This window comes from Streptomyces sp. NPDC058664 (genome assembly GCF_042716635.1).
GTDB lineage: Bacteria > Actinomycetota > Actinomycetes > Streptomycetales > Streptomycetaceae > Streptomyces.
On sequence record NZ_JBHXRW010000101.1, the window covers coordinates 1 to 14,479 of the forward strand.

12 protein-coding genes and 1 riboswitch are annotated in these 14,479 nt (G+C 70.2%); of the genes, 1 reads left to right on the forward strand and 11 read right to left on the reverse strand.

Annotated elements, in window-relative coordinates; all coding sequences use genetic code 11:
• Positions 1 to 198: 198 nt before the first annotated feature.
• Positions 199 to 3,084, reverse strand: coding sequence for an aminomethyl-transferring glycine dehydrogenase (gene gcvP / locus ACFWUY_RS38805; RefSeq protein ID WP_384121179.1), 2,886 nt, complete (start codon positions 3,082 to 3,084; stop codon positions 199 to 201).
• A 177-nt stretch (positions 3,085 to 3,261) separates the two neighbouring features.
• Positions 3,262 to 3,361, reverse strand: a riboswitch (glycine riboswitch).
• Between the two features lie 120 nt (positions 3,362 to 3,481).
• Between gcvP and ACFWUY_RS38810 the strand changes: the two genes are divergently transcribed.
• Positions 3,482 to 3,847, forward strand: a complete 366-nt coding sequence (locus ACFWUY_RS38810; RefSeq protein ID WP_384121181.1) for a PRC-barrel domain-containing protein — start codon at positions 3,482 to 3,484, stop codon at positions 3,845 to 3,847.
• A 192-nt stretch (positions 3,848 to 4,039) separates the two neighbouring features.
• On the opposite strand, the gene ACFWUY_RS38815 is transcribed toward ACFWUY_RS38810, so the two are convergent.
• The 10 genes from ACFWUY_RS38815 to ACFWUY_RS38860 all read right to left on the reverse strand — a co-directional run bounded on the left by ACFWUY_RS38815 (position 4,040) and on the right by ACFWUY_RS38860 (position 14,294).
• On the reverse strand, positions 4,040 to 5,431 hold the full coding sequence (locus tag ACFWUY_RS38815; RefSeq protein ID WP_384121183.1) for a DNA polymerase IV: 1,392 nt from the start codon (positions 5,429 to 5,431) through the stop codon (positions 4,040 to 4,042).
• Between the two features lie 161 nt (positions 5,432 to 5,592).
• Positions 5,593 to 6,237, reverse strand: a complete 645-nt coding sequence (locus ACFWUY_RS38820; protein ID WP_384121185.1) for a MerR family transcriptional regulator — start codon at positions 6,235 to 6,237, stop codon at positions 5,593 to 5,595.
• A gap of 191 nt (positions 6,238 to 6,428) precedes the next feature.
• A complete protein-coding gene (locus ACFWUY_RS38825; protein WP_384121187.1) occupies positions 6,429 to 6,902 on the reverse strand; it encodes a bifunctional nuclease family protein in 474 nt (157 codons plus the stop codon).
• 65 nt (positions 6,903 to 6,967) lie between these two features.
• Positions 6,968 to 7,711 carry a MerR family transcriptional regulator gene (locus ACFWUY_RS38830; protein ID WP_384121189.1) on the reverse strand — a complete coding sequence of 248 codons (744 nt, stop codon included), beginning with the start codon at positions 7,709 to 7,711 and terminating at the stop codon, positions 6,968 to 6,970.
• A 29-nt stretch (positions 7,712 to 7,740) separates the two neighbouring features.
• Complete coding sequence (locus tag ACFWUY_RS38835; protein ID WP_384121201.1) at positions 7,741 to 8,682, reverse strand: FHA domain-containing protein; 942 nt, start codon at positions 8,680 to 8,682, stop codon at positions 7,741 to 7,743.
• A gap of 81 nt (positions 8,683 to 8,763) precedes the next feature.
• Entirely contained in the window at positions 8,764 to 9,708 is a 945-nt protein-coding gene (locus ACFWUY_RS38840; protein WP_384121191.1) for a DUF881 domain-containing protein, read from the reverse strand.
• Between the two features lie 5 nt (positions 9,709 to 9,713).
• Positions 9,714 to 10,046 (reverse strand): small basic family protein, encoded by a 333-nt coding sequence (locus ACFWUY_RS38845; protein ID WP_015032176.1) that lies wholly within the window; start codon positions 10,044 to 10,046, stop codon positions 9,714 to 9,716.
• On the reverse strand, positions 10,043 to 10,972 hold the full coding sequence (locus tag ACFWUY_RS38850) for a DUF881 domain-containing protein (protein ID WP_384121195.1): 930 nt from the start codon (positions 10,970 to 10,972) through the stop codon (positions 10,043 to 10,045). Before ACFWUY_RS38850 ends, ACFWUY_RS38845 begins: the two co-directional genes overlap by 4 nt.
• 101 nt (positions 10,973 to 11,073) lie before the next feature.
• Entirely contained in the window at positions 11,074 to 13,569 is a 2,496-nt protein-coding gene (locus tag ACFWUY_RS38855; RefSeq protein ID WP_384121197.1) for a sugar phosphate nucleotidyltransferase, read from the reverse strand.
• 116 nt (positions 13,570 to 13,685) lie between these two features.
• Positions 13,686 to 14,294, reverse strand: coding sequence for a CDP-alcohol phosphatidyltransferase family protein (locus ACFWUY_RS38860; RefSeq protein ID WP_384121199.1), 609 nt, complete (start codon positions 14,292 to 14,294; stop codon positions 13,686 to 13,688).
• Between the last annotated feature and the right edge of the window lie 185 nt (positions 14,295 to 14,479).

A 14,479-nucleotide genomic window follows, 5' to 3' on the forward strand; every position in this document is an offset into this window, starting at 1 on the left:
GGGGGGGGGGGGGCGGGGGGGGGGGCGGCCGGGGGGCTGGGGGGCGGGGCCCCCCCCCCCCCGTGCGGCCCCCGGGCGGGTGGGCCAACCCGCCGGGGCCCGCCCGGGTGCACCCCCCCGGGCCCGGCCCTCTCCTCGTGTCCTCGTGGTCGGCGATCCGTGATCAACGATCCGTGATCAGCAACCGGTGATCACGGATCAGTTGTCGTACTCGTCCAGCGGCGGGCAGGAGCAGACGAGGTTGCGGTCACCGAAGGCACCGTCGATCCGGCGCACCGGCGGCCAGTACTTGTCGGCGGCCGAGACCCCGGCCGGGAAGACGGCCTCGTCCCGCGTGTACGCGTGGTTCCACTCCCCGCCCAGCGCGGCCGCGGTGTGCGGGGCGTTGTGCAGCGGGTTGTCGTCGGCGGGCCACCGGCCCGAGGCGACCTTCTCGATCTCGGCCCGGATCGCGATCATCGTGTCGCAGAAGCGGTCCAGCTCGGTCAGGTCCTCGGACTCGGTCGGCTCGATCATCAGCGTGCCGGCCACCGGGAACGACATCGTCGGCGCGTGGAAGCCGTAGTCGATGAGGCGCTTGGCGATGTCGTCGACCGTGACGCCCGTCGCCTTCGACAGCGGACGCAGGTCCACGATGCACTCGTGGGCGACCAGACCGGCCGGGCCGGTGTAGAGCACCGGGAAGTGCGGCTCAAGACGCTTGGCGATGTAGTTCGCCGCGAGCACGGCGACCTGGGTGGCGCGCTTGAGGCCCTCGCCGCCCATCAGACGCACGTACGACCACGAGATCGGCAGGATGCCGGCGGAGCCCCACGGGGCGGCCGAGATCGGACCGACGCCGGTCTCCGGGCCCGCGGCGGGCTGCAGCGGGTGGTTCGGCAGGTACGGGGCGAGGTGCGCGCGGACACCGACGGGGCCCACGCCGGGACCGCCGCCGCCGTGCGGGATGCAGAAGGTCTTGTGCAGGTTCAGGTGCGAGACGTCGCCGCCGAAGTGACCCGGCTTGGCCAGACCGACGAGCGCGTTCAGGTTGGCACCGTCGACGTACACCTGGCCACCGGCGTCGTGCACCTCGGCGCAGATGTCGGCGACGTGCTCCTCGAAGACGCCGTGCGTCGACGGGTAGGTGATCATCAGCACGGACAGCTCGTCGCGGTACTGCGCGATCTTGGCGCGCAGGTCCTCGACGTCGACCTCGCCGTCGTCGGCGGTCTTGACGACGACGACCTTCATCCCGGCCATCACCGCGGAGGCGGCGTTGGTGCCGTGCGCGGAGGACGGGATGAGGCAGACCGTGCGCTGCTCGTCGCCGTTGGCGCGGTGGTAGGCGCGGACGGCGAGCAGACCGGCCAGCTCGCCCTGCGAACCGGCGTTCGGCTGGATCGACACCTTGTCGTAGCCGGTGACCTCGGAGAGGCGCTCCTCCAGCTCGGTGATGAGCGTGAGGTAGCCCTGCGCCTGCTCGACCGGGGCGAAGGGGTGCATCTGACCGAACTCGGGCCAGGTCACCGCCTCCATCTCGGTCGTCGCGTTCAGCTTCATCGTGCAGGAGCCGAGCGGGATCATGCCGCGGTCGAGCGCGTAGTCGCGGTCCGCGAGCTTGCGCAGGTAGCGCAGCATCGAGGTCTCGGAGCGGTGCGCGTGGAAGACCGGGTGGGTCAGGTACGCGTCGGAGCGCAGCAGCGCGGCGGGGAGCGCGTCCTCGACGACCGCGTCCAGGTCCTCGATGTCGCCGTCGACCCCGAAGGCGCCCCACACGGCGGTGAGCTGGGCGCGCCCGGTGGTCTCGTCGCACGACATGGACACGTGGTCGGCGTCGACGCGGTAAAGGTTGACGCCGGCCTCGCGGGCGGCGGCCACGACGGCGTCGGCCTTGCCGGGCACACGGGCGGTGAGGGTGTCGAAGAAGGCGCCCTGGGTGAGCTCCACGCCCCCGGCCGTCAGGCCGGCGGCGAGGATCGCGGCGTACCGGTGGGTGCGGCGCGCGATGCCCTTGAGGCCCTCGGGGCCGTGGTAGACGGCGTACATGCCGGCCATGACGGCGAGCAGCACCTGAGCCGTGCAGATGTTGCTGGTGGCCTTCTCGCGGCGGATGTGCTGCTCGCGGGTCTGCAGGGCGAGACGGTAGGCGCGGTTGCCGTCGGCGTCGACGGAGACGCCGACGAGACGACCGGGCAGGGAGCGGGCGTGCTTGTCCTGGACGGCCATGTAGCCGGCGTGCGGACCGCCGAAGCCCATCGGGACACCGAAGCGCTGCGTCGTACCGACGGCGATGTCCGCACCCAGCGCGCCCGGCGAGGTGAGCAGGGTCAGCGCGAGCAGGTCGGCGGCGACGGTGACGATCGCGCCGAGCTCGTGGGCGGCGTCGATCAGCGGCTTGATGTCGCGGACGGCGCCGGAGGCACCGGGGTACTGGATCAGCACACCGAAGACACCGCGCTCGGCGACCTCGGCGGGGATGCCCTCGCTCAGGTCGGCGACGACGACCTCGACGCCGGTCGGCTCGGCACGGGTCTCGATGACGGCGATCGTCTGCGGCAGCGCGTCGGCGTCGACGAGGAAGACACCGTTCTTGACCTTGCCGACCCGGCGGGACAGCGACATCGCCTCGGCGGCGGCGGTGCCCTCGTCGAGCAGGGAGGCGCCGGAGGTGGGCAGCCCGGTCAGCTCGGCGACGACGGTCTGGAAGTTCAGCAGGGCCTCGAGGCGGCCCTGGGAGATCTCCGGCTGGTACGGGGTGTACGCGGTGTACCAGGCGGGGTTCTCCATGACGTTCCGGAGAATGACGGGCGGCGTGAAGGTCCCGTAGTAGCCGAGGCCGATCATGGGGGCGAGGACCTGGTTGCGGTCGGCGAGCGTACGCAGCTCGGCGAGGACCTCGGCCTCCGTGCGCGCGGCCGGCAGGTCCAGCGCCTCGGTGTTCTTGATGACGTCCGGCACCGCGGCGGCCGTGAGCTCGTCGAGCGAGCCGTAGCCGACCTGGGCGAGCATCTTGGCGCGCGCCTCGGCGTCGGGCCCGATGTGCCGCTGCTCGAACGGGATGCCCTGTTCGAGTTCGGAGAGCGGAATGCGGTTGGCGGTCATGTACGGAGGCCTCCTGGTCGTCACGACCTGCGAGGGGCACCACGGCGCGGGTACCCGGACGGCCTCCCCCTCTGTCATCTCAACCTGAGAGTTTCACCGGCACGCCTCGCGGCACGCCGACTTTCACCGTCGGTGAGAGCGCATGCCGTCGGACACCGCTCTGCTTTCCAGAGTGACCTCGTCCGCGCGGTACAGGGGCCTGAGAGATTCCGGGGAGGATTTGCTCCTTCGGCGCCCACCGGAAGGTTTCTCCGGGGGACTCTCCCGCACGGGGTCGACAGCCACAGCCAGCCTACCAGCGAGGTTGCGGCTCCCATCGCTCAAGTGGCCGACATCCCAGTTGTGCACTTTCGTAGGGGGTAGAGGGGCAGAGCAGCCGCGACCAGTTGGAGGGACCGTGCAGACCGATATCGATCCGCGCAGCCTGATCGGCCGCAAGGCGTTCGACCGTAACGGACACAAGATCGGAACCGTGGACGAGGTGTACCTGGACGACGCGACCGGCGTCCCGGAGTGGGCAGCCGTCCGCACCGGCCTCTTCAGCCGGGACGCCTTCGTTCCCCTGGACCCGAGCGAGCTGCTCGACGACGGACTCCACATCCCGTACGAGCGGGCCCTCATCAAGGACGCCCCCGACTTCGGCGTGGGCCGCCATCTCTCCCCCGAACAGGAACTCCAGCTCTACCGCCACTACAGCCTGGCACTCCCCCCGCCCCCCACGGACACCCCGGACACGGACTTCGGCCGCCTGGCAGGCCAATGACCGGCACCCGCCCCACCGCGAACGAACCCCCGGGCCGCCCCACAGGACCGGCCCGCGAAGCCGGCACCCCCTCCGCGCCCGGCAGCCGCCGACGGCGCGACTCCCCCATGGGAAGACCGGCACCGCTGCCCAGCGACTCGCACGGGTAGTACGGGGGACCCAGGCCCGGCCGGAAGGCCGGGCCACCACACGTCACTCGCGCCCCCGCCGCACCAACGGCAACGCCTCCCCCGGTACGAGCTCCGGATCGCCCACCGGGAACGTCCGCACCCTCCCCGGCTTCGACCACGGCTCCTCGAACCGCACCGTGACCCGCCCGACCCCGCTCCCCTGCACCCACCCCGCCCCGTACACGGCGTGCCGTACGTCATGCCCCGGCGCCCACTGCCGCTCCACGAGCTCCTCGGCCGCGGGCCCGGGCGCGACGGAGGTCTCGGCCGCGGCCACGGCGACCTCCCCCTCGCCGCCGGCCGGCCCCCCCGCCGCCGTCTCGGCCGCCTCGGCCGTCGCCGCCTCCGCCTGTGCGAACAGGTCCTCCTGCGTGTAGTCCGCGAGCCCGCTCACCCCGACGCCCAGCAGCCGCACGCCCCCCGTCGTGTCCACCGCGTCGAGCAGCCGCCCCGCCGCCTCCCGCACCACGCCCGGGTCGTCCGTCGGGCCCCGAAGCGTCTCCGACCGGGTCAGGGTCGAGAAGTCGTACCGCCGCACCTTCAGCACGATGGTCCGCCCCGAGTGCCCCGAGGCCCGCAGCCGCCCCACGCACCGCTCCGCGAGCCGCTCCACCTCGGTCCTGATCCGCACGCGGTCGTGCAGGTCCACGTCGAAGGTGTCCTCGACCGACACCGACTTGGCGTCCCGCTCGGCCACCACGGGCCGATCGTCGTACCCCTGGGCCATCCGGTACAGCGAGGCCCCGTGCGCCCGCCCGAGGAGCCGTACGAGCTCGTCCTCGCCCGCCTCCGCGAGGTCGAGGACCGTGGTCATGCCGGCCCGCCGCAGGTGCTCACCGGTCGCCGGACCGACGCCGGGCAGGATCCGCACCGACCGGGGCCCGAGCAGCTCCCGTTCGGTTCCTGGTTCGATCAGGGCGAGCCCGTCGGGCTTGGCCTGCTCGGAGGCGATCTTCGCGATCATCTTGGACCCCGCGAGCCCCACGGACCCCGTCAGTCCCGTCGTCGCCAGGATGTCGACCCGCAGCCGCTCCCCGGCGGCCCGGGCGCTCGCGCTGTCGTCGGCGATCCCCCCGGCCTCCAGGTCGACGAAGGCCTCGTCGAGGCTGAGCGGCTCCACCAGCGGCGAGAGCCGTCCGAGCAGCTCCATGACCTGCTCGCTGATCGACCGGTAGAAGGCGAAGCGGGGGACGAGGTAGGCCGCGTTCGGCGCGAGCCGTCGCGCCTGGCCCATGGGCATGGCCGAGTGCACTCCGAACCTGCGCGCCTCGTACGAGGCGGTGGCGACCACGCCGCGCGGTCCGAGACCGCCGACCACCACGGGCTTTCCGCGCAGGCTGGGCTTCGCCGCCTGCTCGGCGGCGGCGAAGAACGCATCCATGTCGAGATGCAGGATCGTCGGCGCGGCTCTCACGGTTCCGATGCTGCCTTACGCCACTGACAACGACGCCGCACCACCGCACGGCCCGTCGGCACCACCGGCAACCACGACGGCCCGGCACCCGCCCGGACCGTCACGGCCCAGGCCTTCGGTCCGGGTTACCGGTTCGGGACAGGCACCGAGGAGCCGGGCCCTCAGACCGCCCTGTCCCGTCGCCGTCTCGCCAGCTCGTCCCCCGGGTTGTGCCCCACGAGCGTCGCGCCCGTGTCGACCCGCTCCCCGTGCAGCTGCGAGAGCGCCGCCTCGACGTCCCGCCAGACCACGCCCACGGCGATGCCGAAGACGCCCTGTCCGCCCTGGAGCAGGCTGACGACCTCGTCGGGCGAGGAGCACTCGTACACCGTGGCCCCGTCGCTCATGAGCGTCATCCGTTCCAGGTCCCGGAAGCCCCGCGCGCGCAGGTGCTGCACGGCGGCCCGGATGTTCTGGAGGGCCACCCCGGTGTCGAGGAAACGCTTGACGATCTTCAGCACGACGACGTCGCGGAAGCTGTAGAGCCGCTGCGTCCCCGACCCGTAGGCGGGCCGTACGCTCGGCTCCACGAGCCCCGTACGCGCCCAGTAGTCCAATTGGCGGTAGGTGATCCCGGCCGCCGCGCAGGCCGTCGGGCCTCGATAGCCGACGACCTCGCCCGTTTCGTCCGGCCCCGTGCCGCCCGCCCCGGTGCCCGCACCGGCTTCCGTACCGAAGTCGCCCACACTGCCGTGAAGCGGATACGGACCGCTCTCTCCGGACACGCGTCCGAGCGAGCTCCCTGCCGTACCGTCCGCGCTGCTCATCACGCCGACCCTCCGTCCTTGACCTGCCCACACGAAGGTAGGCAGTCACTCGGGGTGCGTCAACGATCGCCACACTCGGCACGCCGAGTGATAATCACCCTGAGGGTGGTTTCCCGTGTCTCTCCCGGGGAAAGGCTACTCGAATGCTCTGACGGCACCCCGCGAACGGCCCTCGGCCGCGTCGCTCCGTGTCACTGGCTGTTGGTCCCGAAATCCTCCGGTGAGATCTGGTCGAGGAACTCGCGGAACTTCTCCACCTCGTCCTCCTGCTCGTCCGGAATCGCGATACCGGCGTCGTCCAGCACACCGTCACTGCCGAAGATCGGCGTTCCGGTCCGGAGGGCCAGTGCTATCGCGTCCGACGGCCGCGCACTCACCTCGACGCCACTGGCGAAGACCAGTTCGGCGTAGAAGACCCCGTCACGCAGATCCGTGATGCGGACTTCGGTGAGTTCCTGTCCCAGGGCCTCCAGCACGTCCTTGAACAGGTCGTGCGTCAGCGGCCGCGGCGGGGCCATCCCCTGCTGGGCGAAGGCGATCGCGGTCGCCTCCCCCGGTCCGATCCAGATGGGGAGGTACCGATCGCCTCCCACTTCACGCAGGAGCACGATCGGCTGGTTGGAGGGCATTTCCACCCGGACACCCACAACGTCGAGCTCGTTCACACAGCAACCCTAGGACGTGCTCGACCGGTTTGGATAGTCGGGCCCCTCCAAGGGCACCACCGAGCTCACTGGAGACGGATCCCCAGAGCGGTCTGGACAAGGGCCGCGTGCAGCCGTACCGACTGCGCGGCGAGCTCCTGGGCGGTGGCCTCCGCATGTGCTCTGGTCTGCGGATTGCGGTGCCGGCGCAGCGGCGCGACGACCTGCTCGATCAGCCCGGCCTCCCGGTCCGCGGCGGCCTTGACCGCCCTCAGGTGCCGGGGTTCCAGACCGAATCTCCCCAAGTCCGCGACAAGCCTGGCGACGGTGACGGCCTCGGGGTCGTAGCCGCCGTTCTCGGTCTCGGAGATCAGACCGTACGACTCCCACTCGACGAGCTCGGCCTCGGACACCTCGGCCGCGGCCAGCAGCTCCGCCCGCCCGATCCGCGCGGCGGTGGGCGGCTCCACGTCCTGCTCCCAGGCGCCTTCGACCAGGTCCCGCCGACGCCCGGGGGCCGGGAGCTTGATCTGCTCTCCCCTGGCGAGGGCGTCGAGGTGCTCACGGATGACCTTCAGCGGAAGGTAGTGGTCCCGCTGCATCCGCAGGATCTGAGCGAGTCGCTCCACGTCCTGCGGGCTGAACTTCCGGTACCCGGAGGCCGTACGCCGGGGCTCCACGAGCCCCTCGGCCTCCAGGAACCGGATCTTGGAGATGGTCACTTCGGGAAATTCGTCGCGCAGCTGGTTCAGCACCGTACCGATGCTCACCAGCCGGTCGCCCGCGGTGGGGGCGCCGGAATCGGCGCCGCCCGTCGGTGTTCGCAGCATGGACCTTCCCTGAAGGCTTCTCCGAGGCGTCACGCGCCTCGCTGGTTCGAGTAGAAGACCAGCCGGTACTTACCGATCTGCACCTCGTCGCCGTTGGACAGAACGACCGAGTCGATCGGCTCACGGTTGACGTACGTGCCGTTGAGGCTGCCGACATCGGCCACGGTGAAGCTGCCGTCCTGGCCCCGCCGGAACTCGACATGGCGCCGGGAGACCGTGAAGTCGTCCAGGAAGATGTCGCTCTGGGGGTGACGGCCGGCCGTCGTCAGGTCGCCGTCCAGCAGGAACCGGCTTCCGGAGTTCGGACCGCGGCGCACCACGAGGAGCGCGGAACCGGACGGCAGTGCCTCCACGGCCGCGAGCGCCTCGGGCGAGAGCGAAGGAAGCTGCGTCTGACCGGTGACCTCGGCGTCGTAGGCCTCGAGGCCCGAGATGGAGATCGTGGACGTCGTCTCCGAAGGGCGCTCGGCGGCGACCCCGCCCCGCAGCGGCGTACCGCAGTGGGAGCAGAAGCGACTGTCGGCCGCGTTGCGGTGACCGCACCTCGTACACACCGGCATGGACGCATCCTCCTGCCGCGGCTGCCCCGCCGAGGTCTGTGTCGCGTACGGGTCGGGGGTAAACCCTCCACCCGTACTTGAGGTTGATGGTTCTCCGAAACCTATGCGGGGGGCACCGGCGGGGTCAACAGACGACGCGCCCTGAGTGCCCGGAATGTCACCGCCCTGGCCGCCGACCTCGTCGCGGAACAGCGGGCGCTCGCCACCCTGCTCCTCGCTCTGGGCATGGCGCGGCGCGCGGTGCCTGGCGTTGCCGCCGTCCTCGCGTGCGCTCTTGCCGAACAACTTCGCAAACAACTTCACGGGCGATTCCCCTTGACCGAAACAGACCCGCCCGTGGGGCAGGACGAACCGAGATCCATCACACCTGCCGACCCGGACACCTTCACAACGTCCGTATCCTCCGGACAGTTTCCACCACGCACCACTGTTGTGGTGCGCCGACCCCCCGCAACGTCGTACCCATGTCGCGGGTCCCCCCTCGTCCTCCTCTCACTGCGAGGACGACTGAGCGTAGTCAGGCCGCTTCGCGGGTCGCAAGGCGTCGACGACGATCTTCGCCGACCGCTCCACCGTGGCCGTGGCCTGCTCCTTCTCCAGGGTCTGCACGACACCGCCAGGGATGTTGAGCGCGGGCTCGAGATCCTCCGGCTTGCCGATGACCTTGAAGACGTACGGAGCGGCCACCTTCGTTCCATCGATCCGCATGTCATCACCGCTACCGGTGAAATAACTGTCCGCGACCACCCGTACACCGTTGACCTGGATCGCCTCGGCACCGGCGGCGCGCAGCTCCTGGATGGCGTCGAGCAGCATGTCCGACTCGACGGCCCCCGCGGGGTCGCCGACGGTCAGGGTGATGCCCGGCCCCTCGGCGGCGACGGTGCCGGCCAGGATGCCGAGCTGCTGCTCCTTCTCCTGGGTCTGCTTCCGCGCCTCCTCGGCCTGGTCGGAGCTGGACTCCAGCTCGGTGCGCTGCTTCTCCAGCCGGGCCTTCTCGTCCTCCAGGCGCTGCGTACGGTCGTCGAGCTCGTCGAGGATGCGCACCAGGTCCTCCTGGCGCGCCCCGCGCAGGGCACTGTTGTCACTGGTCGAGGAGACCTGGATGGCCAGGCCGAGACCGAGGACGAACAGCAGCAGCGCGACGACGAGCTGGGCGCGGGTCACCCGGGGCGGCCACACCGCGGAGACCAGCCTCCGACGCCCGCTCGGCTCGGCCGCGGGCGACGGCGCGGCGACGACGGGCACCTCAGGAGCCTCGGGCGTCTCGGGCGTCTTGGGCGCGGGAACGTCCTCACGCTGCTTCACAGGCTCGGAGGGCTCGGGCTTCACGGACTCGGGCGCCCGGAACTCGGGGCTCTCCGGCTTCCGGACCTCGGGCTGTTCAGGCTGTTCGGACTTCTCGGGGTTCTCGGGGTTCTGAGGGTTCTCGCTCATCGGCGTCACGCCCGGAAGACGTGGCGCCGGATGGCGGCCGCGTTGGAGAAGATCCGGATGCCGAGCACGACCACCACACCGGTCGACAGCTGCGCGCCGACGCCCAGCTTGTCGCCGAGGAAGACGATCAGCGCGGCCACGACCACGTTGGAGAGGAACGAGACCACGAAGACCTTGTCGACGAAGATGCCGTCGAGCATGGCCCTGAGGCCGCCGAAGACCGCGTCGAGGGCGGCTACCACGGCGATCGGAAGATAGGGCTCGACCACCGCCGGAACCTCGGGGCGGACCAACAGTCCGACCACGACTCCGACGATCAGGCCCAGTACGGCGATCACGATGTGCCCTTCCCTGTGTCGGCCGTGGCCCGACCGGAAGGCGTCGCCGCCCCGGCCCCCCTCGGCTCTGCGGTACGTACGGTCAGACTCGGCGCGGCCGGCAGGCGTACGTCGCCCTCGGCCGAGATGCCGCTCCTGATCCCGAAGTTCTCCACCAGCGCGTGCAGATACTGTCCGTCGGCGCTGTCCTGGAACGCGGTGCTCAGCCGTTGCCCGTCCCCGATCGCGAGGACGGTGTACGGCGGCACCAGCGGCTTGTTGTCGACCAGTATGGCGTCGCCGGCGGCCCGGATCGCGGACAGCGATGTCAGCCGCTGGCCGTTGATGGCGACCGCCTCGGCGCCCGACTCCCACAGCCCGTTGATCACTCGCTGCATGTCCCGGTCGCGCACCCGGCCCGTGTCGGCGAAGCCGCTGCTCTCCCGCGGCCCGCCGCCCCCGGTGTCGGTGTCCTTGGCGTCGTCGACGACGAGCTTGACGCCGGGACCGTGCACCGGCGTCGCACCCGAGAGCAGTGCCACCAGCTCGCCCTGGTCGCCGCCGTGCTGCTGCAGCGCCTCCCGCTGACGTTCGCCGACCTCGGTACTGATCCGCTCGACGTCCTGCTCCAGCTGGTCGGCCGTCGACGTCTCCGCCTCGATCCGGTCGATCAGCTCCTGTCGTTCCTTGGCGACGACCGGTGCGGAGATCCGCGCCTCGGCCGCGCCCACGGTCACCACGGCGGCCGCGAGCAGGAGGCCCGCGGCGACCCCCAGCTTGGCCCGCAGGCTACGCGGCAGCCCACCGCCCTCGGCCGCGCGCCGGGCGGTCGCCTCCGCGTAGCCGTCGTCGAGTGCGTGGTCGATCACGTTGTTCAGCAGCGACATGGACGCGTCCGGGCGCGGCGGCGGTGATCCGGTGCTCCGAACGGGGGACTGCTGCGACATGCCGCACATCGTCGCACGTCGCGCGACCTACCACCGAATGGCCCCTCCGACCGACGGGGAGGCACCCCATGGGGCACCTCCCCGCCTCGTACCCCGTGCCGTCAGCTACCCGCGCCGTCGACCACCACGGCCCACTCGTCGAGCAGGGCCTGCGCGGAGGCGTCGTCGGGTCCTTCCGCCCACAGATGGGTGACGGCCTCAGCGGGGTCGGGCAGCACCATCACCCACCGGCCGTCGGCCTCGACGACCCGCACACCGTCGGTGGTGTCCACGGAACGGCTGCCCGCCGCCTCCACCACCCGGCGCATCACCAGACCCTTGACGGCCCACGGGGTCGCGATGTCCTTCTTGAGGACATGCGCCCGCGGAATCCGCGCGTCGATCTGGCTCAGGGTGAGCTGCGTCCTCGCGACCAGACCGATCAGCCGGACGAAGGCGGCCGCGCCATCGAAGACGCTGCTGAACTCGGGCACGATGAACCCACCGCGCCCGTCGCCGCCGAAGATCGTCGAATCCTCGCGCCCCACCCGGGTGAGGTCGTCGGGCGAGGTTGTCGTCCACTCCACCTGCGTGCCGTGGTACGCGGCGACCTGCTCGGCGATCCGCGTGGTGGTCACCGGCAGCGCCACCCGCCCCGAGCGCCGCTCGGCCGCCACCAGGTCCAGCATCACCAGGAGCGCCCGGTCGTCCTCGATGATCCGCCCCCGCTCGTCCACGAGCGAGAGCCGCTCACCGACGGGGTCGAACCGCACGCCGAACGCCGCCCGCGCCGAGGCCACGATCTCCCCGAGCCGGACGAGCCCGGCCCGCCGGCTCTCGACCGACTCGGTGGGTCTCGACTCGTCGAGGCCGGGGTTGATCGTGAGCGAGTCGACCTGGAGCCGTCCCAGCAGGCTGGGCAGCACGAGCCCGGCACTCCCGTTGGAGGCGTCCACGACGACCTTCAGCCCTGCTTCCGCGATCCCTGTGGTGTCGACGTTCCGCAGCAGCGAGCCGGTGTACGAGTCGAAGACGCTCGCCGGGAAGGAGAGGTCACCGATCTCCCCGGGGAAGGCCCGCCGGTACTCCTGGCGAGCGAACACCCGGTCCAGCTTCCGCTGCCCGCCCTGGGAGAGGTCCGCCCCGCGTTCGTCGAAGAACATGATGTCCACGGAGTCGGGCACCCCGGGCGAGGTCCGCACCATGATTCCACCGGCGCTTCCCCGCGCGGTCTGCTGCCGCGCCACCGGCAGCGGGACGTTCTCCAGGTCCCGTACGTCGATCGCGCTGGCCTGCAGGGCCGAGATCACCGCCCGCTTCAGCGCTCGCGCGCCCCGGGAGTGGTCGCGCGCCGTGGTGACGGTCGCCCCCTTCTTCAGGGTCGTGGCGTACGCCCCCGCGAGACGGACGGCCAGCTCCGGGGTGATCTCGACGTTGAGGATGCCGGAGACCCCTCGGGCTCCGAAGAGGTGGGCCTGCCCGCGGGACTCCCAGATGACCGAGGTGTTGACGAAGGCGCCGGCCTCGATCGTCTTGAACGGGTAGACCCGCACGTTGCCCTGCACAATCGATTCCTCACCGACCATGCACTCGTCGCCGATGACGGCTCCGTCCTCGATCCGGGCCGCCCGCATGATGTCGGTGTTCTTCCCGATCACACAGCCGCGCAGATTGCTCTGCTGACCGATGTAGACGTTGTCGTGCACGACGGCCTTGTGCAGGAAGGCGCCGCTCTTGACGACCACGTTCGAACCGACGACGGTGTGCTCACGGATCTCGGCACCGGCTTCGACCTTGGCGTAGTCACCGATGTAGAGCGGGCCGCGAAGCACCGCGTCGGGGTGCACCTCGGCACCTTCGGCGACCCACACGCCCGGCGAGATCTCGAAGCCGTCGACGTCGACCTGGACCTTGCCCTCCAGGACGTCGGCCTGGGCCTTCACATAACTCTCATGGGTGCCGACGTCCTCCCAGTAGCCCTCGGCGACATAGCCGTAGATCGGCTTGCCCTCCTTCATGAGCTGCGGGAAGACATCACCCGACCAGTCGACCGGAACATCCGCCTCGACGTAGTCGAAGACCTCGGGCTCCATGACGTAGATGCCCGTGTTCACGGTGTCCGAGAAGACCTGTCCCCAGGTGGGTTTCTCCAGGAAGCGTTCGACCTTTCCCTCTTCGTCGACGATCGTGATCCCGAATTCCAGCGGATTCGGGACCCGGGTGAGGCAGACCGTGACGAGGGCGCCCTTCTCCTTGTGGAAGGCGATGAGATCAGTGAGGTCGAAATCGGTGAGCGCGTCCCCGGAAATGACGAGAAAGGCGTCGTCCTTCAACGCCTCCTCGGCGTTCTTCACACTCCCTGCTGTACCGAGTGGCTTTTCCTCGTTGGCATACGTGAGCTCCATGCCGAGCTCCTCGCCGTCGCCGAAGTAGTTCCGGACGAGTGAAGCGAGAAACTGCACGGTGACGACGGTCTCGTTGAGACCGTGCCTCTTGAGCAGTCGTAGGACGTGCTCCATGATCGGCCGGTTCACCACCGGCAGTAGAGGCTTGGGCATGCTCGAGGTCATCGGGCGAAGGCGGGTTCCTTCGCCGCCGGCCATCACAACGGCCTTCATGTCGGAAGCGTCCTCCTTGAAGAGACGACGGTCCTGCCGACTTCACCTGTCCGCTCAGTAGCCCGCGGACGTCCTCGTTGTTGCCGGCGACGCTGCTCGACACAGAAGGAACGGGCTCAATCGGCCTCGGTATCCGTCTTCACGAGTCGACGGACCTGGACCACGTAGAGGATCCCTGCCCACCAATACAGAGTTGTACCCCATCCGGCGAAAGCCCATCCGAAAACTTCAGCGAGTGACGACAGCCAGCCCGTTCCGTCACTGAGAAGCAGCAACGGGAACGCGTACATCAAGTTGAAAGTCGCAGCTTTCCCGAGGAAGTTCACCTGCGGCGGCGGGTAGCCGTGCCGGCGAAGGATTCCCACCATGACCAGCAGCATGGCCTCGCGTGCCAGAAGGGCGGCGGTCAGCCACCACGGCAGGATCTCCCGCCAGGTGAGTCCCACGAGGGTGGACAGGATGTACAACCGGTCGGCGGCGGGGTCGAGCAGCCGGCCGAGGCGGCTGATCTGGTTCCAGCGCCGCGCCAGCTTGCCGTCGAGATAGTCGCTGACGCCGCTGAGCATCAGGACGAGAAGCGCCCAGCCGTCACTCTTGGGCCCACCGAACTCCGGCCGGAGAATCAGCCACAGAAACAGCGGCACGCCGACGAGGCGAGCCATGCTGAGAATGTTGGGGATGGTGAGGACCCGGTCGGTCTGAACACGGGTCTCCTGGACCTCCACCCGGGAGCCTCCTGCTGGGAACGTGCGGACGATGCCCCCTGACCTTACCCTCAGCCACCGGACCCCGGCGCACAGGGGGCTCTCTGCAGCAGAACGCAAAAATGCCTCAACCCCCGGACAGAGTCCGGGGGTTGAGGCTAAAAATTGTTCGGCGGTGTCCTACTCTCCCACAGGGCCCCCCCTGC

Coding starts and splice junctions, on each gene's coding strand:
- gcvP (WP_384121179.1), bottom strand. CDS start 3,084: ATGACCGCCAACCGCATTCCGCTCTCCGAACTCGAACAGGGCATCCCG.
- ACFWUY_RS38820 (WP_384121185.1), bottom strand. CDS start 6,237: ATGAGCAGCGCGGACGGTACGGCAGGGAGCTCGCTCGGACGCGTGTCC.
- ACFWUY_RS38830 (WP_384121189.1), bottom strand. CDS start 7,711: ATGCTGCGAACACCGACGGGCGGCGCCGATTCCGGCGCCCCCACCGCG.
- ACFWUY_RS38840 (WP_384121191.1), bottom strand. CDS start 9,708: ATGAGCGAGAACCCTCAGAACCCCGAGAACCCCGAGAAGTCCGAACAG.
- ACFWUY_RS38850 (WP_384121195.1), bottom strand. CDS start 10,972: ATGTCGCAGCAGTCCCCCGTTCGGAGCACCGGATCACCGCCGCCGCGC.
- ACFWUY_RS38855 (WP_384121197.1), bottom strand. CDS start 13,569: ATGAAGGCCGTTGTGATGGCCGGCGGCGAAGGAACCCGCCTTCGCCCG.